Source organism: Nonomuraea sp. KM90 (assembly GCF_052246675.1).
In the GTDB taxonomy this organism is placed as follows: Bacteria; Actinomycetota; Actinomycetes; order Streptosporangiales; family Streptosporangiaceae; genus Nonomuraea.
On record NZ_JBQQCB010000011.1, the window covers coordinates 60,253 to 86,247 of the forward strand.

General features: G+C 70.6%; 21 protein-coding genes. 9 read left to right on the forward strand and 12 right to left on the reverse strand.

Annotated features, from left to right (window positions below; genetic code table 11):
* Positions 1–70: 70 nt before the first annotated feature.
* The 6 genes from ACTWPW_RS15075 to ACTWPW_RS15100 all read right to left on the reverse strand — a co-directional run bounded on the left by ACTWPW_RS15075 (position 71) and on the right by ACTWPW_RS15100 (position 7,988).
* Positions 71–874, reverse strand: a complete 804-nt coding sequence (locus tag ACTWPW_RS15075; RefSeq protein ID WP_443169048.1) for an SDR family oxidoreductase — start codon at positions 872–874, stop codon at positions 71–73.
* 125 nt (positions 875–999) lie between these two features.
* A complete protein-coding gene (locus ACTWPW_RS15080) occupies positions 1,000–1,620 on the reverse strand; it encodes a phosphotransferase (protein ID WP_364118787.1) in 621 nt (206 codons plus the stop codon).
* On the reverse strand, positions 1,617–2,348 hold the full coding sequence (gene narI, locus ACTWPW_RS15085; protein WP_375113394.1) for a respiratory nitrate reductase subunit gamma: 732 nt from the start codon (positions 2,346–2,348) through the stop codon (positions 1,617–1,619). Before narI ends, ACTWPW_RS15080 begins: the two co-directional genes overlap by 4 nt.
* Positions 2,345–2,899, reverse strand: a complete 555-nt coding sequence (gene narJ / locus ACTWPW_RS15090; RefSeq protein ID WP_375113395.1) for a nitrate reductase molybdenum cofactor assembly chaperone — start codon at positions 2,897–2,899, stop codon at positions 2,345–2,347. Before narJ ends, narI begins: the two co-directional genes overlap by 4 nt.
* Positions 2,896–4,497 (reverse strand): nitrate reductase subunit beta, encoded by a 1,602-nt coding sequence (narH, locus tag ACTWPW_RS15095; protein WP_375113396.1) that lies wholly within the window; start codon positions 4,495–4,497, stop codon positions 2,896–2,898. Before narH ends, narJ begins: the two co-directional genes overlap by 4 nt.
* Positions 4,497–7,988: a nitrate reductase subunit alpha gene (locus tag ACTWPW_RS15100; protein ID WP_443169049.1), complete on the reverse strand. Its 3,492-nt coding sequence runs from the start codon at positions 7,986–7,988 to the stop codon at positions 4,497–4,499. The genes narH and ACTWPW_RS15100 overlap by 1 nt, the downstream gene beginning before the upstream one ends.
* A gap of 45 nt (positions 7,989–8,033) precedes the next feature.
* Here ACTWPW_RS15100 and ACTWPW_RS15105 point away from each other — a divergent pair, with 45 nt between their 5' ends.
* The 4 genes from ACTWPW_RS15105 (at position 8,034) to ACTWPW_RS15120 (ending at position 12,997) form a co-directional block, all read left to right on the forward strand.
* Complete coding sequence (locus ACTWPW_RS15105) at positions 8,034–9,200, forward strand: MFS transporter (RefSeq protein ID WP_443169050.1); 1,167 nt, start codon at positions 8,034–8,036, stop codon at positions 9,198–9,200.
* A 66-nt stretch (positions 9,201–9,266) separates the two neighbouring features.
* Positions 9,267–10,955: an ABC transporter transmembrane domain-containing protein gene (locus tag ACTWPW_RS15110; protein ID WP_443169051.1), complete on the forward strand. Its 1,689-nt coding sequence runs from the start codon at positions 9,267–9,269 to the stop codon at positions 10,953–10,955.
* Positions 10,956–10,959: 4 nt separating this feature from the next.
* Entirely contained in the window at positions 10,960–11,232 is a 273-nt protein-coding gene (locus ACTWPW_RS15115; protein ID WP_443169052.1) for a hypothetical protein, read from the forward strand.
* Between the two features lie 7 nt (positions 11,233–11,239).
* A complete protein-coding gene (locus ACTWPW_RS15120) occupies positions 11,240–12,997 on the forward strand; it encodes an ABC transporter ATP-binding protein (protein WP_443169053.1) in 1,758 nt (585 codons plus the stop codon).
* 204 nt (positions 12,998–13,201) lie between these two features.
* Here ACTWPW_RS15120 and ACTWPW_RS15125 read toward each other — a convergent pair whose 3' ends face one another.
* Positions 13,202–13,966: an MBL fold metallo-hydrolase gene (locus tag ACTWPW_RS15125; RefSeq protein ID WP_443169054.1), complete on the reverse strand. Its 765-nt coding sequence runs from the start codon at positions 13,964–13,966 to the stop codon at positions 13,202–13,204.
* A gap of 177 nt (positions 13,967–14,143) precedes the next feature.
* Here ACTWPW_RS15125 and ACTWPW_RS15130 point away from each other — a divergent pair, with 177 nt between their 5' ends.
* Complete coding sequence (locus tag ACTWPW_RS15130; RefSeq protein ID WP_443169055.1) at positions 14,144–14,587, forward strand: MarR family winged helix-turn-helix transcriptional regulator; 444 nt, start codon at positions 14,144–14,146, stop codon at positions 14,585–14,587.
* 338 nt (positions 14,588–14,925) lie between these two features.
* Here ACTWPW_RS15130 and ACTWPW_RS15135 read toward each other — a convergent pair whose 3' ends face one another.
* Entirely contained in the window at positions 14,926–16,404 is a 1,479-nt protein-coding gene (locus ACTWPW_RS15135) for an alpha/beta fold hydrolase (RefSeq protein WP_443169056.1), read from the reverse strand.
* 440 nt (positions 16,405–16,844) lie between these two features.
* Positions 16,845–18,908, reverse strand: coding sequence for a S9 family peptidase (locus ACTWPW_RS15140; protein ID WP_375113405.1), 2,064 nt, complete (start codon positions 18,906–18,908; stop codon positions 16,845–16,847).
* 33 nt (positions 18,909–18,941) lie between these two features.
* Between ACTWPW_RS15140 and mshB the strand changes: the two genes are divergently transcribed.
* The 3 genes from mshB to ACTWPW_RS15155 are packed head-to-tail and all read left to right on the forward strand — an operon-like array spanning position 18,942 to position 20,787.
* Complete coding sequence (gene mshB, locus ACTWPW_RS15145) at positions 18,942–19,847, forward strand: N-acetyl-1-D-myo-inositol-2-amino-2-deoxy-alpha-D-glucopyranoside deacetylase (RefSeq protein WP_443169057.1); 906 nt, start codon at positions 18,942–18,944, stop codon at positions 19,845–19,847.
* A gap of 11 nt (positions 19,848–19,858) precedes the next feature.
* Positions 19,859–20,275 carry a DUF6113 family protein gene (locus ACTWPW_RS15150; RefSeq protein ID WP_375113407.1) on the forward strand — a complete coding sequence of 139 codons (417 nt, stop codon included), beginning with the start codon at positions 19,859–19,861 and terminating at the stop codon, positions 20,273–20,275.
* 17 nt (positions 20,276–20,292) lie between these two features.
* Complete coding sequence (locus ACTWPW_RS15155; RefSeq protein ID WP_375113408.1) at positions 20,293–20,787, forward strand: flavin reductase family protein; 495 nt, start codon at positions 20,293–20,295, stop codon at positions 20,785–20,787.
* Positions 20,788–20,966: 179 nt separating this feature from the next.
* Here the strand turns inward: ACTWPW_RS15155 and ACTWPW_RS15160 are convergent, their stop codons facing one another.
* Entirely contained in the window at positions 20,967–21,902 is a 936-nt protein-coding gene (locus ACTWPW_RS15160; protein ID WP_443169058.1) for a hypothetical protein, read from the reverse strand.
* A gap of 75 nt (positions 21,903–21,977) precedes the next feature.
* Here ACTWPW_RS15160 and ACTWPW_RS15165 point away from each other — a divergent pair, with 75 nt between their 5' ends.
* Complete coding sequence (locus ACTWPW_RS15165) at positions 21,978–22,400, forward strand: hypothetical protein (RefSeq protein WP_375113410.1); 423 nt, start codon at positions 21,978–21,980, stop codon at positions 22,398–22,400.
* Here the strand turns inward: ACTWPW_RS15165 and ACTWPW_RS15170 are convergent.
* Both ACTWPW_RS15170 and ACTWPW_RS15175 read right to left on the reverse strand, forming a co-directional pair.
* Positions 22,352–23,293 (reverse strand): hypothetical protein, encoded by a 942-nt coding sequence (locus ACTWPW_RS15170; protein WP_443169059.1) that lies wholly within the window; start codon positions 23,291–23,293, stop codon positions 22,352–22,354. The genes ACTWPW_RS15165 and ACTWPW_RS15170 overlap by 49 nt on opposite strands.
* Before the next feature lie 168 nt (positions 23,294–23,461).
* Positions 23,462–25,948, reverse strand: coding sequence for a penicillin acylase family protein (locus ACTWPW_RS15175; protein ID WP_375113509.1), 2,487 nt, complete (start codon positions 25,946–25,948; stop codon positions 23,462–23,464).
* Between the last annotated feature and the right edge of the window lie 47 nt (positions 25,949–25,995).

Sequence of the window (25,995 nt, forward strand, 5' to 3'; positions counted from 1 at the left end):
GTGAGCGGAGGTCACCGCCAGGCGGTGAGCCGGGCCGGGGTCAGCGTCAGGCGGCGAGCCAGGGCCCGGGTCAGCGCCAGGCGCCGGCGGCGGCGGCCTGCTCGGCGTAGGTCTCGAAGGACTTGGGCGGGCGGCCCGTCACCTGGCTCACCGTCTCCGCGACCGGCTGGTCGCCGACGGCGCGCAGGGCCGCGAACGCCTTGGCCGCCTGGATCGACTCCCCGGAGAAGCCGTTGGCCGCGATGTAGTCCTCGTCGCCGCCCAGATAGCGCACCTCGCGCCCGGCCGCCCGGCCGACGATCCGCACGGCCTCCTCGAACGGCAGCGAGCGCGGCCCGGTGACCTCGTAGGAGCGCCCCTCGTGGCCCTTCCCCGTGAGGGCCGCCACGGCCACGGCCGCGATGTCGCCCGCGTCGACGAACGCCTGGCCCACGTCGCCGAGCGGCAGCATCAGCTCGCCCGCCATGATCGCCGGTCGGAAGAAGCCCTCGTCGAAGTTCTGGTCGAACCAGCTCGGCCGCAGGATCGTCCACGCGGCGCCGCAGCCGCGGACCGTGCGCTCGGCGGCCAGGAGGCGCTCGTCGCCCATGGTCTCGATGCTCCCGCTGGACAGCAGCACGATCCGCTCGACGCCCCGCTCCACGGCCAGGGACACGAACGCCGGATCGACCGGGGTGCCGTCGGGGGCCATCAGGTAGAGGGCCGACGCGCCGGTCACGGCGGCCTCCCACGTGTCGGGCGCGGACCAGTCGAACCTGGTCTCGCCGCTCCTGGAGGCGGCGCGCACGGGGTGGCCGGCAGCTCGCAGCAGGTCGGCCACGCGACGGCCGGTGGAGCCCGTGGCGCCGAGGACAAGGATCACCTGATCGGTCATGCCCCGAGTCAAGCAAAGGACACCGACAGAACCGGTCAAGGGCGCGGGAGGGCGCGGAGGCGGACCGACGCGGACCGAAGGGGGACGGACGCTGACGGACGGGGACGGACGGGGACGGACGGGGACTATTCGGTCCAGGCGGCCGTGGCGTCGAGGCGCTCGCGCCAGAGCTTCTCGCCGCCCCCGCCCGGCTCCCACCGGGCGCAGAAGTCGAGCAGGTCGCGGCAGCGCGCCACCATGGCCGCCTGGCGCTCCGGCCAGGCGGGGACGGGCTCGGCGTACGCGGTGAAGAAGTGCGACAGCAGCGGCACGTGCTCGGGGTGGTGGCTGCGGACGATCCACTCCAGCCAGGCCAGGTCCTCGACCGGCCGGCCTGGGTGGGCCCACTCCCAGTCGAGGATCGCGATGGTCTCGAACGTGGCCGGGTTGAACAGCATGTTCTGCGGGCCGTAGTCGCCGTGCACGATGCCGAGCCGGTGGATGCGCGACAGCATGCGCCCGCACTCGGTGAACACCTCCACCGCCCGCCCCTCGTCCAGGAGGTCCTGGCCGTGGGAGCCGTCCACGAAACGGGTGGTCAGGCTGGTGGCGGTGACCTGGTGGACGCGGGGGACCGGGAGACGGCCGCGCAGGCGGCGCAGGTATCGGCTCTCCGTGCTCAGCCTGAACGCCGCCTCGGGACCCTGGTAGCACTTCACGACCAGGGCGCCGTCGCCGAATGTGCTGTTGGTGTACCCGTGCTTCACAAGGGTCGATTCTGGCGTACCCGGACCCCTCCCGGGCGCCTCGGCACGCCATCCGGACGGCTCCGATACACGATGTAAGGGCGGAACAAATAGCCCAACGGTGCGGAAAGCGCGTGCACCAAGCGGCTGAACGGGAAAAGTACGAACAGCATCATCCCGATGAGTGTGTGCACCTTGTAAAGATCGCTCGCGCGAGCCATCGCCTCGGCGTCCGGCTGCAGGACGAAGATCCCGCGGAACCAGGGCGCGACCGTGGTGCGATAGCTGACCTCGCTCGGTACGAACCCCGCCACCGTCGTCACCACGCCCGCGACGATGGACCCGGCCAGCACCAGGTACATCACCTTGTCGTTGACCGTGGTCGCCAGGAACACGGGGCCCTGGGTGCGGCGGCGGTAGATCAGCAGGCCCAGCGCCACCAGGGTGACCACGCCGGCCAGGCCGCCCCAGATGAGCGCGTTGAGGTGGTAGGCGTCGTTGGACACGCCGACGGCGTCGGTCCAGGCGATCGGGATGAGCAGGCCCGTCACGTGGCCGACGATCACGAACAGCAGGCCGTAGTGGAACAGCGGGCTGGCCACGCGCAGCAGCGGGCTCTCGTAGAGCTGGGAGGAGCGGGTGGTCCAGCCGAACTTGTCGTACTTGTAACGCCAGATCAGCCCGCCCACGAAGATGACCAGGGTGAGATACGGCGCGACCACCCACAGCGCGCTCTCGACCCAGGTCACAGGTAGCCTCCCACGCTCTCGGCCGGCGGCCCGGCGGCCGCCAGGCGGGCGGCCTTCGCCCGGTCCGCGGCGCTGATGGGCGGCAGGGCCGCGCACACCGTGCCGATCACGTGCCGGTACGGCGAGTCGCGCTCGGTCAGGGCGGTGAGCAGCAGTTCGAGCCCGGCCCGGTGCTCCACCAGCAGCTCGGCGCCCGAGGGGTCGACGGCGGCGAACTCCAGCAGCACCGGGAGGAAGTCCGGCAGCTCGTCGTCCATCAGCTCCCAGCCCGCCGCCCGGTAGCGGCTCTTCAGCGCGGCCAGCGACTCGCCGCGGCGGCGGGTGTCGCCGTCGGTGTAGTAGGTCAGGTAGAGGCAGCAGCGCCGCTGCAGGTCGAACGTGTCCACGTAGTGCGCGGCCAGCTCGCCGGGGCCCAGGCCGGAGACGAGCCCGAGGAACGTGCCGAAGTGCGGCTCGGCGGCCTCCTTGATGAGCGGCAGGCGGCGCCAGAAGCGCTCGTCGGGATAGGCGAGCAGGTGGGCGGCGGCCTGCCAGACGACGGCCTGGGTCATGACTTCTTCCTCCTTGGTGGGAACAGGCCCGCCGGGGTGCCGCGGCCGTCCCAGTTGAGCAGGTTCACCCGGTCGCGGGTGATCTCGTCGCTGGTCTGGCGCTCCTTCAGGCCGTGGAAGCTCTCGATCGAGACCGGGGCCGGCTTGCCGGACGCCTCGCCGAACGGGCCCTGCATGCCCGGCCCCCCGTCGTAGTCGAGGCTGCAGCCGCCCTCCTCCACGACACCCGGCGGGTTGCCGTAGGCGGTCGGGATCACGTAGCGCTCGTCGTACTTGGCCAGGGCCAGCAGGCGGTACATGGCGCGCAGCTCCTCCTCGGACAGGCCGGCGTCCGGCAGGACCGGTCGCTCGCCGAGGTTGACCGCCCGCATGTACGAGCGCATCGCGGCCAGGCGGCGCAGCGCGGCGGTCACGGGCGCGGGGTCCCCGGCGGTGAACAGCTCGGCCAGGTAGTCGATGGGGATGCGCAGCGACTCGATGGCGGCGAACAGGTTGTCCGCGTCCTCGCCGTCGTGGCCGGTGGTGGACAGGGCGTCCACGACGGGGGAGAGCGGCGGGACGTACCAGACCATGGGCAGCGTGCGGTATTCCGGGTGCAGCGGCAGCGCTATCCGGTATTTCTTGATCAGGTCGTAGACGGGCGACCTGCGGGCGGCCTCCAGCCAGTCGGCGGGCAGGCCGGCGGCCTCGGCCTCGGGGCCGTGCGGGTCGATGAAGAGGTCGAGCTGCGCCTCGTACAGGTCGTGCTCGTCGGTCACCGAGGCGGCCTCGGTGACCCGGTCGGCGTCGTACAGCAGGACGCCCAGGTAGCGCAGGCGGCCCACGCAGGTCTCCGAGCAGACCGTGGGCAGCCCCACCTCCACGCGCGGGTAGCAGAACGTGCACTTCTCGGCCTTGCCGGTCTTGTGGTTGAAGTACACCTTCTTGTACGGGCACCCCGTCACGCACATCCGCCAGCCCCGGCACCGGTCCTGGTCGACCAGCACGATGCCGTCCTCGGACCGCTTGTACAGCGCCCCGGACGGGCAGGAGGCCACGCACGACGGGTTGAGGCAGTGCTCGCAGATGCGCGGCAGGTAGAACATGTACGCCTGCTCGAAGTCCAACTTGACCTGGTCCGACACCTTCGCCAGCACCGGGTCGGGGCTCGGGTCGCCGCCCAGGTTGTCGTCCCAGTTGGAGCTCCAGCCGATCTTCACCGGCTCGCCGCTGATCAGGGACCGGGGCGGCGCCACGGGGACGTCGCCGGACAGCGGGGCCGTGGTGAGGTTCTCGTAGTCGTAGGTCCAGGGCTCGTAGTAGTCCTGGATGGAGGGCATCAGGGGGTTGGCGAAGATGCTCAGCAGCTTGCGCAGGCGGCCTCCCGCCCTCGGCTTCAGCGCGCCCCGGCGGGTCAGCTCCCAGCCGCCCCGCCAGCGCTCCTGGTCCTCGTAGCGCCGGGGATAGCCCTGGCCGGGGCGGGTCTCGACGTTGTTGAACCAGACGTACTCGACACCGGGCCGGTTGGTCCACGTCTGCTTGCAGGTGACCGAGCACGTGTGGCAGCCGATGCACTTGTCGAGGTTCATCACCATGGCGATCTGGGCCATCGGCTTCATCAGTACCGCACCTCCTGTGATCTGCGCCGGATGGTGGTGATCTCGTCGCGCTGGTTGCCCGTGGGACCCAGGTAGTTGAAGGCGTACGACAGCTGGGCGTGGCCGCCGATCATGTGGGTGGGCTTGATGAGGACCCTGGTCAGGGCGTTGTGGATGCCGCCCCTGAGACCCGTGGCCTCCGACTTCGGCACGTCGATCAGGCGGTCCTGGGCGTGGTGCATGTAGACGGTGCCCTTCGGCATGCGGTGCGAGACGACGGCCCTGGCCACGACCACGCCGTTGCGGTTGACCGCCTCCACCCAGTCGTTGTCCGCGATCCCCAGGCCGGCGGCGTCCTCGGTGGACATCCAGATCGTCGGGCCGCCTCTGGAGAGGGAGAGCATGAGGAGGTTGTCCTGGTACTCCGAGTGGATCGACCACTTGCTGTGCGGGGTCAGGTAGCGCAGGGTGCCGCTCTCGCCGTACAGCGCGGCCAGGTCCAGCGGGGGGCGGTAGACGGGGAGCGCCTCGCCGTACTCGTGCATCCACTCGTGGTCGAGGAAGAAGTGCATGCGGCCGGTCAGCGTGTGCCAGGGCTTGCCGTGCTCGACGTTGATCGTGAAGGGGGAGTAGCGGCGGTCGTGCGACTCCTTGCCCGACCATTCGGGGCTGGTGGCGACGTGGGTGGGCCTGGCCTGGGTGTCGCCGAAGACGATGCGGTGCCCCTCGTGCGCCAGACCGTCGAGGTTCGCACCCGTGCGCCGGGCGAGCTGCCGGAAGCCCTGCACGGCCAGCCGGCCGTTGCTCACCCCCGACAGCGCGAGGATCGTCTCGCACGCCTTGCTCTCGGTGTCGAGCTCCGGCCGGCCCTTGGCCGCGCCGCGCGGCACCAGGCCGCAGCACTCGCCCAGCCAGGTCACCTCCTCGTCGGGCAGGAACGTCACGCCCTTGACCGGGATGCCCAGCTTCTCCGTGAGCGGGCCCAGGGCGGCCAGCTTCTCCGCCGTCGCGCCGTAGTCGCGTTCGACCACCTTGAGGTCGGGGCCCCGGTCACCGGCGAGCTCGCCGGGGGTGTCGTGCTGGTGCGCGAGCGCCACCACGTCCCTGCGGACGCCCAGGTGCTTCTTGGCGAGGTCGCTGAAGGCGCGGGCGATGGCGTGGAAGGCGGCGAAGTCGGTCCTCGTCTCCCAGGGCGGGTTGATGGCCGGGTTGAAGGCGTGCACGAACGGGTGCATGTCCGTGGAGGACAGGTCGTACTTCTCGTACCAGGTGGCGGCGGGCAGCACGACGTCGGAGAAGACCGTGGAGCTGGTCATCCGGAAGTCCAGGGTCAGGAGGAGGTCCAGCTTGCCCACCGGCGCGTCGGGGTCGGGGTGCCGCAGGTTGGAGGCCGTGCCGAGGAGGTGGTGCAGGAAATACTCGTTGCCCTTGGCGGAGGAGCCCAGCAGGTTCGAGCGCCAGAGGGTCAGCACGCGGGGCCAGTTGCGCGGGTCGTCCGGGTCCTCCGCCGCGTGCCTGAGCCGGCCCGCCGCGAGCTCGGCCCGGGTGTACGCGACGGGGTCGTCGGCGTCGCCCAGCTCCAGGGGGTTGCGGTCGAAGGCGGGCGCCATCGGCATCCAGCCGTTGCGGATCGACTCCGTCACCAGGTCGGCCGTGTGCTTGCCCCGGAACGCGCCCCTGGCCAGGGGGCTGGTCAGCTCGCCGGCGTCGAAGTGGTCGTAGCGCCACTGGTCGGTGTGCAGGTACCAGTACATGGTCCCGGGGACCTGCCTCGGTGGCCGTGCCCAGTCGAGGGCGCCCGCCAGCAGGGACCAGCCGGCCAGCGGGCGGCACTTCTCCTGGCCGACGTAATGGGCCCAGCCGCCGCCGTTGCGGCCCTGGCAGCCGGTCAGGACGAGGAGCGACAGGAAGGCCCGGTAGATCGTGTCGCTGTGGAACCACTGGGCGGCGCCGGCGCCCAGGATGATCATGCACCTGCCCCGGGTCGCCTCAGCCGTCCTGGCGAACTCCCTGACGATCTTCACCGCCCGTCCGGCCGGCACACCGGTGATGGGCTCCTGCCAGGCGGGCGTGTAGGGCTCCGCCGGGTCGTCGTAGCCGGTGGGCCAGGTGCCGGGCAGGCCGGGGCGGTGCACGCCGTACTGGGCCAGGAGGAGGTCGTAGACCGTCGTGACCGTCCGGCCGGCGATCCGGTGGACGGGGACGCCTCTGCGCACCGAATGGCCGCCGTCGAAGCGGGGGAGCAGGACCTCCGCCGCCTCGGCCCCGTAGAGGGTGAGCTTCGGGGGCGAGTCGAGGTTCAGGTTCCAGCGGCCCAGGCCGGAGTCCGTCCAGCGGAAGCCGGCCGAGCCGTTCGGGACCACGGGCTCGCCGGTCTCCGCCATGAGGACGGTCTTATACTCGGCCGCCTCCTCCTCCGAGCCCAGATCCCTGGCCGTGAGGAAGCTGCCGGGCACGTACGCGTCCCCGTGCCGCTCCAGCGTGACCAGGAACGGCAGGTCGGTGAAGCGCTTGACGTAGTCGGCGAAGTAGGGGGTCTCCCGGTCGACGAAGAACTCCTTCAGCAGCACGTGCCCCATCGCCATGGCCAGCGCCCCGTCCGTGCCGGGGCCCACGGAGAGGAACTCGTCGGCGAACTTGGCCGCGTCGTTGTAGTCGGGGGAGATCACCACGACCTTCTGGCCCCGGTAGCGGGCCTCGGCCATCCAGTGGGCGTCCGGGGTGCGGGTGACCGGGACGTTGGAGCCCCACATCATCAGGTACGCGGCGTCCCACCAGTCCGCCGACTCCGGCACGTCCGTCTGGTCGCCGAACACCTGCGGGGAGGCCACCGGGAGGTCGGCGTACCAGTCGTAGAAGGACAGCATCGTGCCGCCGATCAGGGACACGAACCTGGCGCCGGTGGCGTGGGAGACCATCGACATGGCCGGGATGGGGGAGAACCCGGCGATCCGGTCGGGGCCGTAGGTCCTGATGGTGTGGACGTGGGCGGCGGCGACCAGCTCGGTGGCCAGGTCCCAGCTGACGCGGACGAGGCCGCCGTGGCCTCTGGCGCTCTGGTACTTCGCCCTCTTGTCGGGATCTGTGGTGATCTCGGCCCAGGCGGCCACCGGGTCGCCGAGGCGTTCCTTCGCCTCCGCGTACATCTCGACCAGGACACCCCGCGCGTACGGGTAGCGGATCCGGGTCGGCGAGTAGGTGTACCAGGAGAAGGCGGCGCCGCGCGGGCAGCCGCGCGGCTCGTACTCGGGGCGGTCGGGGCCGACGCTCGGATAGTCGGTCTCCTGGGTCTCCCACGTGATGATGCCGTCCTTGACGTACACCTTCCACGAGCACGAGCCCGTGCAGTTCACGCCGTGCGTGGAGCGGACCACCTTGTCGTGGCTCCAGCGGTCACGGTAGAAGGCGTCGCCTTCCGTGCCGCCCTTCAGGAAAAGGGTGTGCAGGTCGCCGCTGGTCGTCGATCTGCGCAGGAAGCGGCCGGTCTTCAGCAGGACGTCCTCGGCGCTCATACCCCCACTTCATCACAGAAGGTGACCACCTGTTACACAGGGTGTATGTCTGAGCTTCGTAAAGGTCAGGTGCGGAACCTGGCTCTGGCCACGGCGGCGTTCGCCGTGACGTTCTGGGCCTGGAACCTCATCGGGCCCCTGTCAGGGAGCTACAGCAGGCAACTGGGCCTGTCGCCGACGCAGACATCGCTGCTGGTGGCGATCCCGGTGCTGGTCGGCTCGCTGGGGCGGATCCCGGTGGGGGTGCTGGCCGACAGGCTCGGCGGGCGGCGCATGTTCGCGATCATCTGTTTCGTGTCGATCGTGCCGGTCCTGTTCGTCGGCTGGTCGGACTCGTACGGCTGGCTGCTGTTCTGGGGGTTCCTGCTGGGCATCCCCGGCACGTCGTTCGCGATCGGGATCCCGTTCGTGAACGCCTGGTACGAGCCCGCCCGGCGGGGTTTCGCCACCGGCGTGTTCGGGGCGGGCATGGGCGGCACGGCGCTGTCGGCGTTCTTCACGCCGCGCGTGGTCGAGGAGTTCGGGCGGCCGGCCGCGCACATCCTCATGGCGGCGATGCTGGCGCTGATGGGTGTGATCATGATGGGCGGCAGCCGGGACTCGCCCGCCTGGTCGCCCGCGACCTCCCCCGCCCTGCCCAGGATGCGGGCGGCCACGAAGATCAAGGCGACCTGGCAGTGCGCCTTCCTGTACGCGGTGGCGTTCGGCGGGTTCGTGGCCTTCTCCACGTACCTGCCGACGCTGCTGCAGAACGTCTACCACTTCGTCCAGACCGACGCCGGGCTGCGCACGGCCGGGTTCTCGATCGCGGCCGTGCTGTCCAGGCCGCTCGGCGGCACGCTCTCCGACCGGATCGGGGCGGTCAGGGTGCTGCTGATCTCGTTCGGCGGCACCGTGCTGATGGCGCTCGTGCTGGCGTTCAAGCCGCCGGTCGAGGTGCCCGCCGGGGTGAGCTTCGTGCTCATGGCGTTCTTCCTGGGGCTGGGCACGGGCGGGGTGTTCGCGTTGGTGGCCCGGCTGGTCGAGGCGTCCAGGGTGGGGACGGTGACCGGGCTGGTGGGGGCGGCCGGCGGGCTCGGGGGATACTTCCCGCCACTGGTGATGGGGGCGGTGTACACGGCCACCGGGGCGTACACGATTGGTTACCTGTTGCTGGCGGGGACGGCGGCGGTGGCGCTGGTGTACACGCTGCGGGCATTCCGGACGCTGTAGGGGTGGCCCGTGTTCAGGGAAAATGGTTTGCCGGGCCGGGGGGTGCCTTGTCAAGGTTGTCAGGCTATGCGCTCCCTTCCTGAAGCCGATCCCGGCGTGCCCGACATACGCAGCCCTCTTCGTTTCCTGTGGTGGAACGCGGGGCGGCAGGCGTCATCCCTTCTTGCGGGCATCGGCTTCGCCACCCTGTGGTGGCTGGTGCAGGCCCTGATGCCGGCCGTGCTGGGGAAGGGCATCGAGGCCGTCACCGCCAAGGACACCGGGGCGCTGTGGCTGTGGGCGGCGATCCTGTTCGGGCTCGGCCTGATCCAGGCGTTCACCGGGGTCATGCGGCACCGGATGGCCGTCTACAACTGGCTGGCCGCCGCCTACCGCACCGTGCAGCTCACCGCCCGCCAGGCCACCAGGCTCGGCGCCACGCTGCCGAAACGGCTCTCGACCGGCGAGGTCGTCAGCGTCGGCAACTCCGACATCGCCCACATCGGCAGCTCCATGGACATCCTGCTGCGCGGCACCGGCGCGATCGTGGCCATCGTCACCGTCACCGTGATCCTCATCTCCACCTCGCTGCCGCTCGGACTGCTGGTGCTGTTCGGGGTGCCGCTCATGGCCCTCGCCGTCGGCCCGCTGCTGCGGCCGCTGCACGGACGGCAGCGCACGCAGCGCGAGCTGTCCGGCGAGCTGTCCACCAGGGCCGCCGACATCGTGGCCGGGCTGCGGGTGCTGCGCGGGATCGGCGGGGAGCAGGTGTTCTCCGAGCGCTACCGTGAAGAGTCGCAGCGCGTGCGCCGGGCCGGGGTGCGGGTCGCCGGGGTCGAGTCGGTGCTCGAAGGCGCCCAGATCGTGCTGCCGGGGCTGCTCATCGCGATCGTCACCGGCGTCGGCGCCACCTTCGCCGTCGCCGGTGAGATCCCCACCGGGCAGCTCGTCGCCTTCTACCTGTACGCGGTGTTCCTCATCGGGCCCATGCGCACGCTCACCGAGGCCGCCGACAAGCTCACCAAGGGCCATGTCGCGGCCGGGCGGGTGATCCGGATCCTGTCCATCGAGCCCGAGATCACCGGCGGCACGGGGGGCAGCGAGGGCGGAGTGCTGCGCGACTCGTACAGCGGTGTCACGCTCCAACCCGGCTCGCTCACCGCCGTCGCCGCCGGCACCCCCGAGGAGGCCATCGCCATCGCCGACCGCCTCGGCCGCTACGCCGACGGCGACGTCACCTTCGGCGCCGAGGAGCTGCGTACGCTGCCGCTCGATCAGGTCCGCTCCCGGATCCTGGTCGCCGACAACGGGGCCCGGCTGTTCAACGGCCGGCTCCGCGACGAGCTGGACGTACGCGGGAAGGCCGACGGCGACCAGATCCGCGACGCCCTGCACGCCGCCTGCGCCACCGACATCGTCGAGGCCCTGCCCGAGGGGCTCGACGCCCAGGTGGCCGAGGCGGGGCGGGAGTTCTCCGGCGGGCAGCAGCAGCGGCTGCGCCTGGCCAGGGCGTTGCTGGCCGACCCGGAGGTGCTCATCCTGGTCGAGCCGACCAGCGCCGTCGACGCCCACAGCGAGGCCCGCATCGCCGAGCGGCTGGTCAAGGCCCGCGCCGGCCAGACCACCATGATCTGCACGACCAGCCCGTTGGTGCTCGATCGGGCCGAGCATGTGATCTATGTCGAGGGCGGGCGGGTGCTGGCGGAGGGGACTCATCGGCAGTTGCTGGACAGTTCGCCCGAATACGCGGCGACCGTGACGCGCGGGGAGGACTGACGTGATGACCCGCGCGGTGAGGACCGACCTGATGACCCACGCCGCCCTCGCGGTGGGCGGTTCCGTCGTGACCCCTCACTTCCCTGGGGTGGGTTTCGTCGAGACCGCCCCCGCCTTCACGGGGGCGGGTTTCGTCGAGACCGCCACTGACTTCGCGGGGGCGGGTTTCTTCGCGACCGCCACTGACTTCGCGGGGGCGGGTTTCTTCGCGACCGCCCCTGGCTTCCCGGCGGTGGGCTTCGTGGTGACCGCCTCTGACTGTTCGGCGGAGGACTGAGAGAGCCATGGCCCGTGAGATCCTGCCGGTCGCCGACCGGAAACAAGTGCGTGCCTACGCCAGACGGCTGACCCTGAAATATCCGCGCCGGCTCGCCTTCACCCTGCTCCTGCACGGCCTGGCCGCCGTCGCCGGGCTGGTCGTGCCGTGGCAGCTCGGCGAGCTGGTCCAGGACGTCCAGTACGGCGCCGAGGTCAACGTCGCCGTCGTGGCCGCCGCCATCGGCGGGTTCCTGCTGCTGCAGGGCGTCCTCATGCGGTACGCCGTGCTGGCCTCGGCCAGGCTGGGCGAGAAGGTGCTCGCCGAGCTGCGCGAGGAGTTCGTGGACCGGGTGCTCGGCCTGCCGCTGTCCACCGTCGAGCGGGCCGGGTCCGGTGACCTCATCACCAGGACCTCCCGCGACGTGGACGCGCTGTCGCGCACCGTGCGGCACGCCGTGCCCGAGACGCTGATCGCCATGGTCACCTTCGTGATCACGATCGGCGCGATGCTGCTGGTCAGCCCGCTGCTCATGCTGCCGATGCTGGCGGCGGGGCCGGTGATCTACATCTCCACCCGCAGGTACCTGCGACGGGCGCGCGACGGCTACCTCCGCGAGAACGCCGCCTACGCCGACGTGACCGAGGGCCTGGCCGAGACCGTCGAGGGCGCCCGGGCCGTGGAGGCGCTGGGGCTGCGGGAGCGGCGGCGGGCGCGTACGGACGGGGACATCGCCCGGTCGTTCGCGGCCGAGCGGTACACCCTCGGCCTCCGCACCCGGTGGTATCCCGCCGTCGAACTGGGCTACGTGATCCCGGTGGTGGCCGCGCTGCTGGTCGGCGGGCTGTTCTACGCCAGTGACTGGGTGACGCTCGCCCAGGTGGCCACCGCCACGCTCTATGCGCAGCAGCTCATCGACCCGCTGGACCGGTTCCTGATGTGGATCGACGAGTTGCAGGTGGGCGGGGCTTCGATGGCCCGGCTGCTGGGGGTGGCCAACGTACCCGACGATCGGGTGGCCTCTTCGGAGCGGCCCACCGGGGAACTGCTGGAGGCGTCCGGGGTCCGGTACGCGTACCGGGAGGGGCGGGACGTGCTGCACGGCGTGTCGCTGACCGTCCAGCCCGGTGAGCGGCTGGCCATGGTGGGGCCGTCGGGGGCCGGGAAGTCCACGCTGGGGCGGTTGCTGGCCGGGATCCACGGGCCGCGTACCGGGGCGGTGACCGTGGGCGGGGTGCCCCTGGTGGACCTGCCGCTGGACGACCTGCGCGGGCACGTCGCGCTGGTCACCCAGGAGCACCACGTGTTCAAGGGGTCGCTGCGGGACAACCTGCTGATCGCCCGTCCCGACGCCTCCGACACCGCCGTCCTGAAGGCGCTGGAGGCGGTGGACGCGCTGGACTGGGTGCGGGGGCTGCCCTCGGGGCTGGAGACCGAGGTGGGGTCGGGCGGGCTCGCGGTGTCGCCCGCGCAGGCCCAGCAACTCGCCCTCGCCCGCCTGGTGCTCGCTGACCCCCACACCCTGGTGCTCGACGAGGCCACCTCGCTCATCGACCCCCGGGCCGCCCGGCACCTGGAACGCTCACTGGCCGCCGTCCTGGAGGGCCGGACGGTGATCGCCATCGCGCACCGCCTGTACACGGCACACGACGCCGACCGGGTGGCCGTGGTGGAGGACGGGCGGATCACCGAGCTGGGGTCACATGAGGACCTGGTGGCGGAGGGGGGCTCGTACGCGGCCCTCTGGGGCAGCTGGCACGGCACCCCAACCCCCACCCGCTCCTGACACGTCACCCTCATCCGCTCCTGACCCATCCCCAACCACGCTCCTCACCCAGGGGTTGCGGCGGGGGTGGGTGGGCGTGGTCAGGCCACGGGGTGGGGGTTGGAGTGGTCAGGCCACGGAGTGGGATCGGGGGCGCTCGGGCCACGGGTGGGGAGGCAGCCCATTGGGGCGGAGCGGTCAGGCCACGGAGTGGGGTGGGGGCGGTCAGGCGACGGGGTGCCACGTTGGGCCGTCGGCGGTGGTGTCCACGCGGCCGAACGCCACGTCGGCGAAGTGCACGCCGAAGCCGAACGTGTTCGGTTCCTGCAGTTCCTGGACCAGCCGGCGCCGGTGCACGGCTGATTCGGCGGAGTCCAGGTCTGAGCCGGCCGACCACTCCGGGTGGCGGATCTGGACGGCGGAGTGGAGGGCGTCGCCGAACGCGATCAGGCGCCGGCCGCCGGACTCGATCGTGTAGCTCGCGTGACCGACCGTGTGGCCCGGGGTGAGCAGCAGGCGCACCCCCGGGAAGATCTCCTCGCCGTTCGTGACCGTGCGCGCCCGGGTCGCCAGCGTGGCGAGCATCTCCTCAGTCGTGCCGTGTGCGGTGCTCAAATGACGTTGTGACCATTCGGGCTCGGAGAACAGGTAGTCGGCCCCGGTGAAGGCGGGCCGGTCCCTGTCCGGTGCGGGGTGGTAGGCCCAGCCCAGGTGGTCGATGTGCAGGTGGGTGAAGGCCACTGCTTCGATGTCCTCCGGGCGGCGGCCGAGCTTGGCGAGGTTGGCCAGCAGGTCGCCCCCACGCAGGCTCCGATCAGCGGATTGCCTGGATCGTCGGGCAGCGACACGGGGCCCACACCGACGTCGATCATCAGAGCTCTCTCGCCGTGCTCGACGAGCAGCCCCCCGATCGTGGCCACCAGGTTTCCTCCGTCGTCGAGGAAGGCGGCGTTGTCCTCCCAGTCCCGCTCGGTCGCGGCGGGCAGCCACCCGTACGGCTTCAGCTTCACCACCCCATCGGGCACGTAGCTGAGATTGAGGTCTCCCAGCTGGAGCGACCGGATGGGGGACGGGCGGGTGAGGCGCTCTTCGTAGGTGCTCATGCGAGGAACTTACAACTAGAACTATTCAAGCTGCAAATATGATGACTTGAGGTAATCTGACCGTATGACGTCGTCGTTCGAGGGTTCTCTTGCCGAAGCGGAGGCCCAGGCCATCGCCGAGCGGAACCTGTGTGGGCTGGTCAGCGCGTTGTCCAGACAGATCGAGGGACACGTCCGGGAACGGGCGGCGGCACTGGACCTGACCGCACCCCAGGCGACCGCGCTGCGCGAGCTCACCGGGCCGTTGACCATGCGCGACCTGGCCGATCGGATGGGATGCGAGCCGTCCAACGCCACGTTCGTGGTTGACCGGCTGGAGGAGCAGGGCATCGTCGAACGCCGGCCGCACCCGACCGACCGCCGGGCCAAGCAACTCGTCCTGACTCCCGAGGGTGTCGCGCTCCGCGAGCGGTTGATCGAGAAGCTCACGGAGGGCTCGCCGATGGCCGGGCTCACCCCGCAGGAGCAGACCACTCTGCAAGAGTTGCTCCAGCGCGCATTGCATTGAGGTGCGGTGGCCCGCCGCTGGTCCAAGGTCAGTCAGTCCTAGTATCGGCACAGTCCGCCGGCCCTAATATCGGCACGGTCCGCCGGTCCTAATACCGGCACGTCCTCTGTCAGTGCAGGTTTGGTGATGGTGGAGGTTCGGTGGTCCCTGCACTAGGGGTGTGGGTGTTGGTGGGCGATCTCCGAGCTCAGGATGGTGCCGGGGCGGAGCTGGCCGTTCCGGGACTGGTGGTGTGGGTGTTGGTGGGTCGGTTCCGGGACTGGTGGTGTGGGTGTTGGTGGGTCGGTTCCGGGACTGGTGGTGTGGGTCTTGGGGTCAGTGGGTGAGTCTGCGGGGGGTCAGCACGGGGTTTTTGGTTCTGGCAGGGTGCGGTCGGTGAAGTAGCGGTTGATGTGGTCGCGGGCGCAGGTGTTGACTCCGTAGAGGGTGTGTCCGGGGCCGTCGTGGTGGATGGTGACGCTGCCCGGCACCTGGGACAGCACGCGGGCCACCGCATCCGACTCGCCCCACGCACCGGCTCCGAGCAATGGGGGCAGGTTTTTGGGGAGGGCGGCGGGTGGGTTGGTTACCGGAACCGGCCAGCCGATGCAGTTGAGGGTCCCTACGGCGATGGTGTTGGCGGTGCCCGTGTTGGGGGCGATCTTGCGTAGGCGGCTGATCAACGCGGTCATTTCCTTGCGGTTGGCGAAGCGGGGCCAGTCAGTGCATTCCGTGACGCCGGTGGCCTGGTCGGGGTAGCGGCCGCCACGAGCAGGGACGAAGTCGGAGGCGTCGCCCTCGCTTGCCTTGCGGATCGCACCCGCCAACTTGGGCCAGGCCGGGGCCCCCTGGCGGGCGAGGGCTATGGCGAAGGACTGGAGGTCGCGGGCCTTGTAGGCGACGTTTTCTGTTGTGGTGGGAATCGGGGTGCGGTCGGCCTGGGCGACGAGCGCACGCCAGAGTACGGGCACGTCCGCGCAGGCGTTGGAGGCGCACCAGGTGAAGAAGCGCCGCATCATCCGGTCGTTGATCTTGGCCGTCTCCTCCAGCTCGCGTCGCCAGTCGGCGGCACTGTGGTTCCAGGTGCCGTCGAGCACCATCGTGCGGACCCGGTCAGGGAAGAGGCGGGCGTAGGCCTGGCCGTAGAAGCCGGCGTAGGAGGCGCCGTAGTAGTTGAGCTTGTCCTCGCCGAGGGCCTTCCTGATCGCCTCCATGTCCCTGGCCTGGTCGGCTGAGCTCATGTTGGCGAACAGCTCGGGGTCCTTGAGGCGGCAGGCTTCGGCGTAGCCTCGGTTGGCGTCGGACAGGCGGCCGAAGTCGGCGTCGTCCCTAGGGAAGTCGGCGATGGGGATGCGGGTCCAGGTGCACGGCAGGCCCGTGCTGAGACCTTGGAACTGCTCGCTGCCGTAGCCGCGGGTGTCCCACGTGATGAGGTCCATCTGCTTTTGGCGCAGATCGGCCCACCAGGCGGAGAGGGATTGGGTCAGGGAGATGCCCGGGCCGCCGGGGCCGCCATAGGCCACCAGGACCGAGCCTTTTGAGGTGCCGGTGGTCGCCTTCAGACGGCCCACCTTAAGGGTGATCTTGCGGCCGGTGGGTTTCTGCCAGTCCACGGGGACCTGGAGGTCGGCGCAGTCCATGCCGATCTTGTCGTTGGGGCATGGCTGCCATTTCAGGGTGGATGGCGAGAGCGTTGCAGGGCCTGTGGTTGCGGCTACGGCCGGCGCGGGGTTCAGGGCTGCTGCGCTGAGCAGGACCAAGACGATGGTGAGGGGCTTGGTGACGGCGAGGAGCTTGGTGATGGTGAGGGGCTTGGTGATAGTGAGGGGCTTCGGCATGGCGTTCACGATGCCGGAGCTGGTGGTGGGATCGCGTCGGACCTGGGTTTGGTTTTCGGGGGTGGCGGGTCGGACCAGGGGTTGACAGACCGTGGCTTGATGGTCGCGGGTGTTCGGTGGTGCCCGGGTGCTTGGCCAACGCCATGGGATGTCCGTCCCTGCGGGCGCGGCAGTGGGACCCAGGCGCCGGTGCGGGAGTGAAGGGGGGTGCCGGGAAGGCGGGTGCGGGGGTGGACGTCGGCGCGGGGGTGGATGGGCGGTGCGGGTGGACGGACGGTCCGGGTGGACGGACGGTCCGGGTGGACGGACGGTCCGGGTGGACCGGCGGACCCGGGTGGACCGGCGATGCCGGTGGATGGGCGGTGCGGGGCGGTGCAGGGAAGGCGGGGTTGCCGGTGGATGTCTCCGGCAAGCCCCGCCGCCCTCTGACGGCCGCGGGCTCAGCCCAGGGATCGCTTGAGGAAGTCCACCTGGAGCAGGAGCAGGTTCTCCGCCACGACCTCCTGCGGCGTCATGTGGGTCACGCCCGACAGCGGCAGCACGCTGTGCGCGCGCCCGGCCGCGAGGAGGGCCGAGGACAGGCGGAGCGTGTGGGCGGCCACGACGTTGTCGTCCGCCAGGCCGTGGATCAGCAGCAACGGGCGTTCGAGCTTGGCCGCGTCCGCGAACAGCGAGGACTTCTCATAGACCTCCGGCTGCTGGTCGGGGTGGCCGAGGTAGCGCTCCGTGTAGCAGGTGTCGTACAGGCGCCAGTCCGTCACCGGCGCGCCCGCCACCGCCGCGTGGAACACGTCGGGACGGCGCAGCACCGCGAGGGCGGCCAGGAAACCGCCGAACGACCAGCCGCGGATGGCCACCCGCGTCAGGTCGAGGTCGTCGGGATATTGCTCGGCCACCCCTTGCAGGGCGTCGATCTGGTCGTCGAGCGCGGGGGTCGCGAGGTCGTTGAGCACGGCGCGCTCGAAGTCGGTGCCCCGGCCGGGGGTGCCGCGGCCGTCGGCGACGATGACGGCGAAGCCCTGCTCGGCGAACCACTGGCTCTCCAGGAACGCGCCGCGCCGGTTGAGCACCCGCTGCGCGTGCGGCCCGCCGTACGGGTCCATCAGCACCGGCAGCCGGCCCGACCCCTGTTCGTACCAGGAAGGCAGCACCACGGCGGTGGCCAGCTCGCGGCGGCCGGAACGGCCGATCGAGACCCGCAGGTCGAGGCCGGGACGCTCGGCGAACGACGGGATCGGCACCGCCATGCCGTCACGTCGTACGACCGTGGTCGAGACGCCCTCGGCGTCGAGGCTCTGCTCGGTGAGCACGCCCACCCCGCCCGACATCCGCCCCGAGAACACCCCGGAACGGGTCGAGACAGGCAGCAGTGAATGCCCGTCCCAGGTCCACAGGTGGATCTCGGTCGGGTCGCCGCTCGCGCTGAACAGCACGCTGTCGTGGTCGACGTCGAGCACGGCCCGCACCTGCAGCGTCGGGGGCGTGACCGCGCGGTCGCCCACGAACAGCCGGTGACCGCCCTCGGAGTTGGCCACCCACACCAGCGAACCGTCGTCGAGGTGCGCGGGCACGCCGCCGGTGATGTCGACCCAGGCGGGGTCGGTGTCCTCGCGCACCAGCGTGGACGCGCCCGTCGCCGGATCGACCGTGAACAGCCGCATCGTCCGCTGGTCGCGGGTCAGCGTCACGATCGACAGCGCGTGGGAGTCCCAGGCCGCCGTGGCGAGGTATTCCTCGGAGTACGGCACCGCCACCCGCGACCCGTCGAGCCCCAGCACGAACAGCTCGGTGGCCGCGTTGGGAGTCCCGGCGGCCGGATAGCGCTGGGCCACGGGCGGACGATCGGGGTTGGCCGGGTCGGCGATGTGCCACACGTGCACGGGGGCGTCGTCGGCGCGCTCGGCCAGGAGCGCGTCGCTCTCCGGCGCCCACCAGTAGCCGCGCATCCGGTCCATCTCCTCGGCGGCGATGAACTCGGCCAGCCCGTACGTCACCGTCTCCGACTCCGGCTCGGCCAGCGCACGATCCACGCCCGAGCCCAGGTCCTGGACGCGCAGGGCGCCACCCGTGACGTACGCGACATGCCGCCCGTCGGGGGACAACCGGGGATCGATGACCGCACCCGGCGTGTCGAGCCTGCGCGCTTCCCCGCCCGCCAGGTCGATCACGTAGAGCCCGCCGGACAGGGCGAAACAGACCCTGGTCAGATCGGAGTCGGCGGCGAAGGCGACCACGCCGCCGGCCGCCTCGCGGCTGCGCTCGCGCCTGGCCCGCTCCTCCGGCGGCAGGTCCTCCTCGGAGGCGTGCAGCGTGCGCGGGTCGACGACCAGGCGCTCGACATGCGTCTCCGTGTCGAGCTCCCACAGGCAGGTCACCGGGTCGGTGCCCGACTTCGTCCGCAGGAACACCACCCGGCCGCCGTCCGGGGAGATCGTGAAGCCTCTGGGCACTCCCAGCGTGAACCGGCGGGTCCTGGCAGACAGTCGTGGGAAGCTCTCGCTCATGGCCTCAATCCTGCCATTGCTACGCTCGTGGGCATGACTGATCGACGGCTGCTGCTCGTGCACGCCCACCCGGACGACGAGTCGATCGGCACCGGCGCGACCATGGCGAAATACGTGGCGGAGGGCACCCACGTCACGCTCGTGACCTGCACGCTGGGCGAGGAGGGGGAGATCATCCCCGGCGACCTCGCGCACCTGGCCGCCGACCAGGACGACGCCCTGGGCCCCTACCGGATCGGCGAGCTCGCCGCCGCCTGCCAGGCCCTCGGCGTCGAGGACCACCGCTTCCTGGGCGGCCCCGGCCGCTGGCGGGACTCCGGCATGATGGGGGTGGCCACCAACGAGCACCCGAAGGCGTTCTGGCGCGCCGACCTCGACGAGGCGGCGGGCGAGCTGGTCAAGGTCATCCGCGAGGTACGCCCGCAGGTCCTCGTCACGTACGACGACAACGGCTTCTACGGCCACCCCGACCACATCCAGGCGCACCGCGTTTCGCGCAGAGCGTTCGAGCTGGCCGCGAAACCGGACTTCGGCGAGGGCGAGCCCTGGCAGATCGCGAAGTTCTACCACACGGCGGTCGCCAGGTCCGTCATGCGGCGCGCGGCGGAGGCGCTGCTGGAGGCCGACGTCGACTTCATCACCGAGAACGTCGACGACGTGCAGTTCGGCAGCGAGGACGAGGACATCACCACCGAGATCGACGCCCGCCCCTGGATCGGGAACAAGCTGGAGGCCATGCGCGCGCACGCCACCCAGATCAGCGTGGAGGCGCCGTGGTTCGCGCTGTCCAACAACATCGGCCAGGAGGTGCTGGCCGTCGAGCACTACACGCTGGCCATCGGCGTGCCCGGCCCGCCGGTGCCCGGACCGCCCGTCGAGGCCGGGGGGCTCGGTGAGCCGCACAACCGCGAGAACGATCTCTTCGCGGGCATCCACTAATCTCGTACGACATGGAACATCGCAGCCAGGCCGAGTCGGCGCTGGCCGGGGCGGCGTACGGCATGCTGTTCGTCCTGGGCGTCGTCATGGGGATCGTGGGCGGGTTCACGCATCCCGTGTGGCAGCCCGGGCCGATCCCGGGCTCGGCGGTCGTCTGGGTGCTGGTGCTGTTCGGCGTGTGCCTGGGGGCGGGCAAGCTGATGCGCGCCCGGCTCGGGGCCATGGCGGCGGCGCTCGGGTGGCTGCTGGTGACGATGCCGTTCACGCTGGAGCTCCAGGCGGGGGACCTGGTGATCGCCCACGGCGCCGCCGGTTATGTCTACCTGTACGGAGGGTTGGTGGGCCTCGTCGTGGCCTATCTGCTTTCGCCCTCGTCAAGAGGTGGATCATGGCTCCTGCACGGGTACCCTCCGAAGAATCCGACGTAGCGGCATAAAGTAGCTAGGTGCATTCCATCGAGCGGCACGTGGACCCGGGAACATACCGCAAGGTCGTCGGCCGCTTCGCCACCGGAGTCGCGATCGTGACGACCAGGCTGGGCGACGTCGACCACGCGATGACGGTCAACTCCTTCACCTCCGTCTCCCTCGAACCGCTGCTCGTGCTGTTCTGCGCGGAGAAGCTGGCCCGGTTCCACGACGCGGTGCTGGAGGCCGGGGTGTGGGGGGTGTCGGTGCTGCCCGCCTCGATGGAGGACGCCTCGCGGTTCTTCGCCCATCGGGGGCGCCCCCTGAACGGGCAACTCGCCACGTGGGCGCACCATCGGGGTGAGTCGGGGGTGGCGCTGTTCGACGGGGCGATCGCCACCGTGGAGGCCGCGACGTCGGCGGTGCACGACGGTGGTGACCACTCGATCGTGGTGGGCGAGGTGACCGCGCTGGACATTCCGGCGGACGGGGCGCCGCTGCTCTATCACGAGGGCCGCTACAAGTCCCTCTGACCCGCGCCGGGCCACTGCGGCAGGACCCTCTTGGTCGCGCCGGGTCCGCCGGCCGCATGCCGGACCCTCTGGCTCGGTAGGGCCGCTGGAGGGCCGTCGGAGGGCCGTTCGAGGCTGTGCGGCAGGCGTGGATCGGGCCAGGCGCCTGGCCTGGCCCGATCAGCTGCCGTGTCCCGGGCTTACTGCGCGGGAGGGGTGACCGTTTCCGACGGTGTGGTCGTCGGGGTCTCGGTCGGCACGCTCGTGTCCGTCGGCGTCGGGGTCTCCGTGGGAAGTTCCGTGGGAGGCTCCTCGGACGGTGGCGGACAGGTGGGGATCTCCGTGGGGGTCACCGTGGGCGACACGGTGTCCGTCGGAGGGTCGGTGGGGGTGTCGGTCGGGGTTTCCGTCGGGGTGTCGGTCACGGTGCCCGTCGGCGTGGGCGTCGGGGTCTCCGTGACGGTGGGTGTCACGCTCTCGGTCGGGGAGACAGTCGGGGAAACGGTTTCGGTCGGCGACACGGTGCCGGTGGGTTCTTCGGACGGCGGGAGGGTGTCCGTCGGCTCCACGAAGGGCTGACAGGTGAACGTCTCCGTGACCGTCGGGCCGGGCTCAGTGACGGTGACCGTGGGACCTGGTTCGGTCACCGTGACCGTCTCTCGTACGGTGACGGTCGGCAGGGGCGCCATGGCGGCGGCGGCCTGCCCTCTCTTCTTGTACGTGCCCCAGCCCAGCCGGGCCGTCGTGCTTGCTTCGCCACCGAGCACCGTGAGCTCCACGCTCGCGGTCTTGCACGATCTCTTCTTGCACACCCTCTGCTTGACGTTGAAGAGGGCCGCTCCCTCGTAGGTGACAGAGACGTTCAGATAGGAAACGCCTCTTCTCTTGACCACCCGCGTCTCGGCGGTGTACTCCCCGTTCGTGGGGCTCGCCGTCGGCGTGGGGGTCTCGGTCGGGGACGGCGACGTCGTGGGGGGCGGCGACGTGGTCGGGTCGCCGGCTAACGCCACTCGCGCGTTGAGAGGAGTGTCAGTGAATCGTAGGGGATCGGTCGCTGACGTCTGGGTGATCGCGACTCCGCCGGCTCCTGCCAGTGCAACGGTGCCGAGCAGCGCGCCCAGGATGGAGAATCTCATAATCCTGCTCTTGTGGGAGATTTCAGGACGGGGATCATTATTCCGACTTGTCAAGATTGGTCAAGACTGAGACGCATGGACAGGCGCTTCTGGTTCCGGCGTGCGGCGAACTACATCAATCTTTCGACGCCGCTCGGTTTGCTGATCGCGATCGTCGGTGGCGCGACCAGGCAGCCCGGTCCGAACGGGCTCGTCCTGGCCTTCGGCTACCGCTACCGCTTCCCCGTCGCGGGGGCGTTCACGGTCGGGAACGTCGTCCTGACCAGGAGAGACTCGCTGGACGAGCAGCTCATCCGCCATGAGGGGCGACACGCCACGCAGTGGGCGTGGTGCGTCGGGCTGCCCATGTTGCCGCTCTATCTGGCGGCCATGCTCGCCTCGGTGATCGTCTGTGGCCATCAGGCTTCGTACAACGTCTTCGAGCGACTCGCGGGTCTGGATGACGGCGGCTATCCCCGGCAGCCGGTGTGGTGGCGGCGGCCGAGGAGCGATCGCTGACCAGCGGGCTGGATCCGGCCCAGGACGAGGGTGGCGATGGCCAGGCCCGAAATGGCGCCGGCGCAGAGGACCGAGGCGGTGGACGCGGACACGGGGGTGAGGCCGGCCACGGCGAGGGCCGAGACGGCCGTGGCTGAGGTCACGTAGGTCCACGTCGCCAGCCGCACCATCCGCAGCCGCTGGGGCTCTGAGAGCGACGTGTGGGCCAGGAGCCAGGCCAGGGCGGGTAGGAGCAGGACGCCGTGCATGAAGACCGCGTGCGCGGGCTTCAGCGCCACGGCCACCGTGTACGCGAGCCGCTGGTGGCCTGTCATGACCTCCACCACTCCCCGCGCGATCATGATGCCCCCGAAGGTCACGGCGACGAGGAGGGTGGCGAAACCCGCCCGCACGGCCGATCGCATGCTCGGCACGAGGCCCAGGCCGGGCTCGGACCGGGCGTCGAGTCGACTGTCGGACCAGCGGCCGGGGTTGGGGCGGAAGGCGGGATTGGCGGTGGGGTTGGGGCGGAAGGCGGCGATGGTCATGGTGACGGCGATGGCGATGAGGACGCCGCCGCCCGCCGCCAGGCCCCTCGCGACGGCTGTGTCGAAGGCGGTCTCCATGTTGAAGTGCGATGGCACGCCCCGCCATGCCTGGAGGGAGATCAGCGCCACCTCCACCGTCGAGGCCACCGCGAACGCGCCCACCAGCCACGCGCGGGCGCGCACCCGGACGAAGCCGGCGACCCAGGTCAGCGTCAGCACGCTCAGCCCGAACGAGACGCCGAACGTGAACGGCTTGCGCCACGACACCGCGCCCTCCCACGGCCCGCCGTCCACGACGAACACGCCCAGGTGAACGAGGCCCGCGAGCACCAGCAGGACTCCGACGGCATACCAGAGGCGATTCATGGCGCCATGCTGGCAGCCGGGCCGCGGCGGGCGCGTCGGACGAGGGTCTGGATCGCGACTACAACTCTGGTCGTAGGTTGAGGAGCACCGGCCTGAGCCCGAGCACCGACCCCGGGTCGTACCCGCAGGCAGACAGCCTGAAGGCGGGCGGTGACCCCGGTCGTACGGTCAGGGGGCCAGCCTGAGCGTGTGCACCGCCGCCTTCTTGACCGACTCCTCCTTCGAGTACATGGGCAGCAGCTCGCCCCTGGCCCAGACCTCCGCCTGGTCCCAGTAGTTGGCGTGGAAGGCATGCCCAGAGGCGCCCGTCAGGTTGATCCACCGCGACTTGTCCAGGTCCCCGAGATCGACGATCATGCGCATCGACGGCACGGCGGTGATCTCGTAGCCGGTCTGAACGTTCCAACCCGTGGCGTTCACGGCGTCCTTGCCACCGGGCACCGAGAGCGGCCCCCGGTTGAACAGCGCCTCGACCGGCTCGATGCCCGAGGTCCCGAGCGAGCCGTTGACCAGCTCCAACCGGTGCAGGTCACCCCAGCGCCACGCCTTGACGTCCTCGCCCAGCAGGTCGGCGACCTCCTGGTGCGCCGAGGCCATCGCCTGGCGCAGGATGTCGTCGCGGGTCTCCTTGAGGTTCGCGGTGGTGACGTCGTCCCAGAACGGGTCCTCCGGGGCCTCCAGCAGCCGCCTGACGACCTCGTACCAGCGGTCCCCGCCCGTGGGCCGGGCCGACTCCGGCAGGTCGTCGTTGAACGTCAGCACGAGCACCTGGCGCCAGACGGCGTTGAAGTACGCCGCCGCGGCCGAGCCCAGGTCCTGCCGCCGGTCCCACGTCTTCAGCAGCTGCCTGGCCTGCCCGGCGGGACCCGCCAGGTCGACCCGCATCAGGGCCGGGACCAGCGTCTCCGCGAACCCGTTGTAGGTGTCCTGCTGGATCCGCGACATCGCGGCCGCGTCGATCGGGCCCTTCTTGATGGCTTCCTTGACGAGGGTGCGGATGCGCTCGGAGCGGTAGCCGTACGACCAGTCCTTGGTCAGCAGGGGCCGGTAGCGGTTCGGGTCGATGACGGCGTTGTTCGCCGTGACGATGAAGCCGTCGGCCGGATCCTCGACGGAGGGGAGCTGGTCGTACGGGATGGGCGCGGTCCGCCAGTCGTACTCGCCCGTCCAGCCGGGGACCGGGAAGGTACCGTCGCCGTTCACCCGTACGGGGATGCGCCCGGGAGCCTGGTAGCCGATCTTGCCGCTTGTGTCCGCGTAGATGAGGTTCTGCGAGGGGACCTCGAACAGCGCCGCGGCGGCCTTGAACTCCCCCCAGTCGCCCGCCCGGTTCAGCGCGAAGATGGCGTCGGCCGTCCGGCCGGGCGTCAGCGCCGTCCACTGCAGCGCCACCGCGTTGGCCTCGCCGCTGGGTCGTACGCTGCCGATCACCTCGTTGACCAGCGGCCCGTGCCGCGTGCTCTTGACCGTGATCGTGACCGGGGCGCCGCCCGCCACCTTGATCTGCTCCTGCCGGGTCTCCAGCGGGATCCGCTCGCCCCTGTACAGGTACGTGTCCCCCTCCACCTGCTCCAGGAAGAGGTCGGCCACGTCGGGCCCCAGGTTCGTGAACCCCCACGCGATCTTGTCCGTGTGCCCGATGATCACCCCGGGCACCCCGGAGAAGGTGAACCCGGTCACGTCGTACGGGCACTCCTCCGTGACCTTCCGGCAGTGCAGCCCCGCCTGGTACCAGACGGACGGCATCTGCGCCGACAGGTGCGGGTCGTTGGCCAGGAGCGGCTTGCCGCCCGCGGTGTACTCGCCGGAGATCACCCACGAGTTCGACCCGACGCCGTCGCGGTCGGCGGTGCTCATCGTGCTCGGCACGGCCGCCAGCGTCTTGGCGGCCTGGGCGAGTACCTGGTTCGCGGGAAGCCGGGGCTCGGCCCGCTGGTTGAAGCGGCCCTGGTCGAGAGTGCCCTCGTTGACGATCGGGAGGTGGCGGTCGAAGGGGTAGCCGGGGTAGAGCTGCTCGACCCGCTCCCTGGGCAGCTTGGTCAGCGCGAGGGCGCGGTCGATCTCGTCCTCCACGTTGGAGCGCAGGTCCCATGCCATGGCCTTCAGCCAGGCCAGGGAGTCGACCGCGGTCCACTTCTCCGGCGTGCCGCCGCCGCCCTGGAGCTTCAGCACCGAGTATTCGAGGCTGCGGTCGGAGGCGTTCGGGTTGGCGCTGAGCCAGGCGTTCACACCCTTGGCGTACGCGTTCAGGTAGTCCTGGGTCTGCTTGGCCAGCTCGGGCAGCTCCTGCTCGGCCACCCTGCGCCAGCCCATGGTCCGCAGGGCCTTGTCGTTGTCCAGCGTGGCCTTGCCGAACAGCTCGGAGAGGCGTCCGGCGGTCGTGTGGCGGCGGAAGTCCATCTCGTAGAAGCGGTCCTGGGCGTGGACGAACCCCTGCGCCATGAACAGGTCCGCCGAGCTGTCGGCGTAGATGTGCGGAATTCCTGATTTATCACGATAAATCTCCACGCTCCCCGTCAGCCCGGGTAACCGCAGCGACCCGTCCATCTGAGGGAACGACTTCCGGACCGTGTACACGAGAACCCCGGCCAGCACGAGAGCCAGCGCGACCAAGACGGTCAACACCCGAGCGAACCACCGCAACGGCCACGGCATCCACGCATAGGGCCTCACCGCCACCTCCTTGTGCCGAACTGGCATCA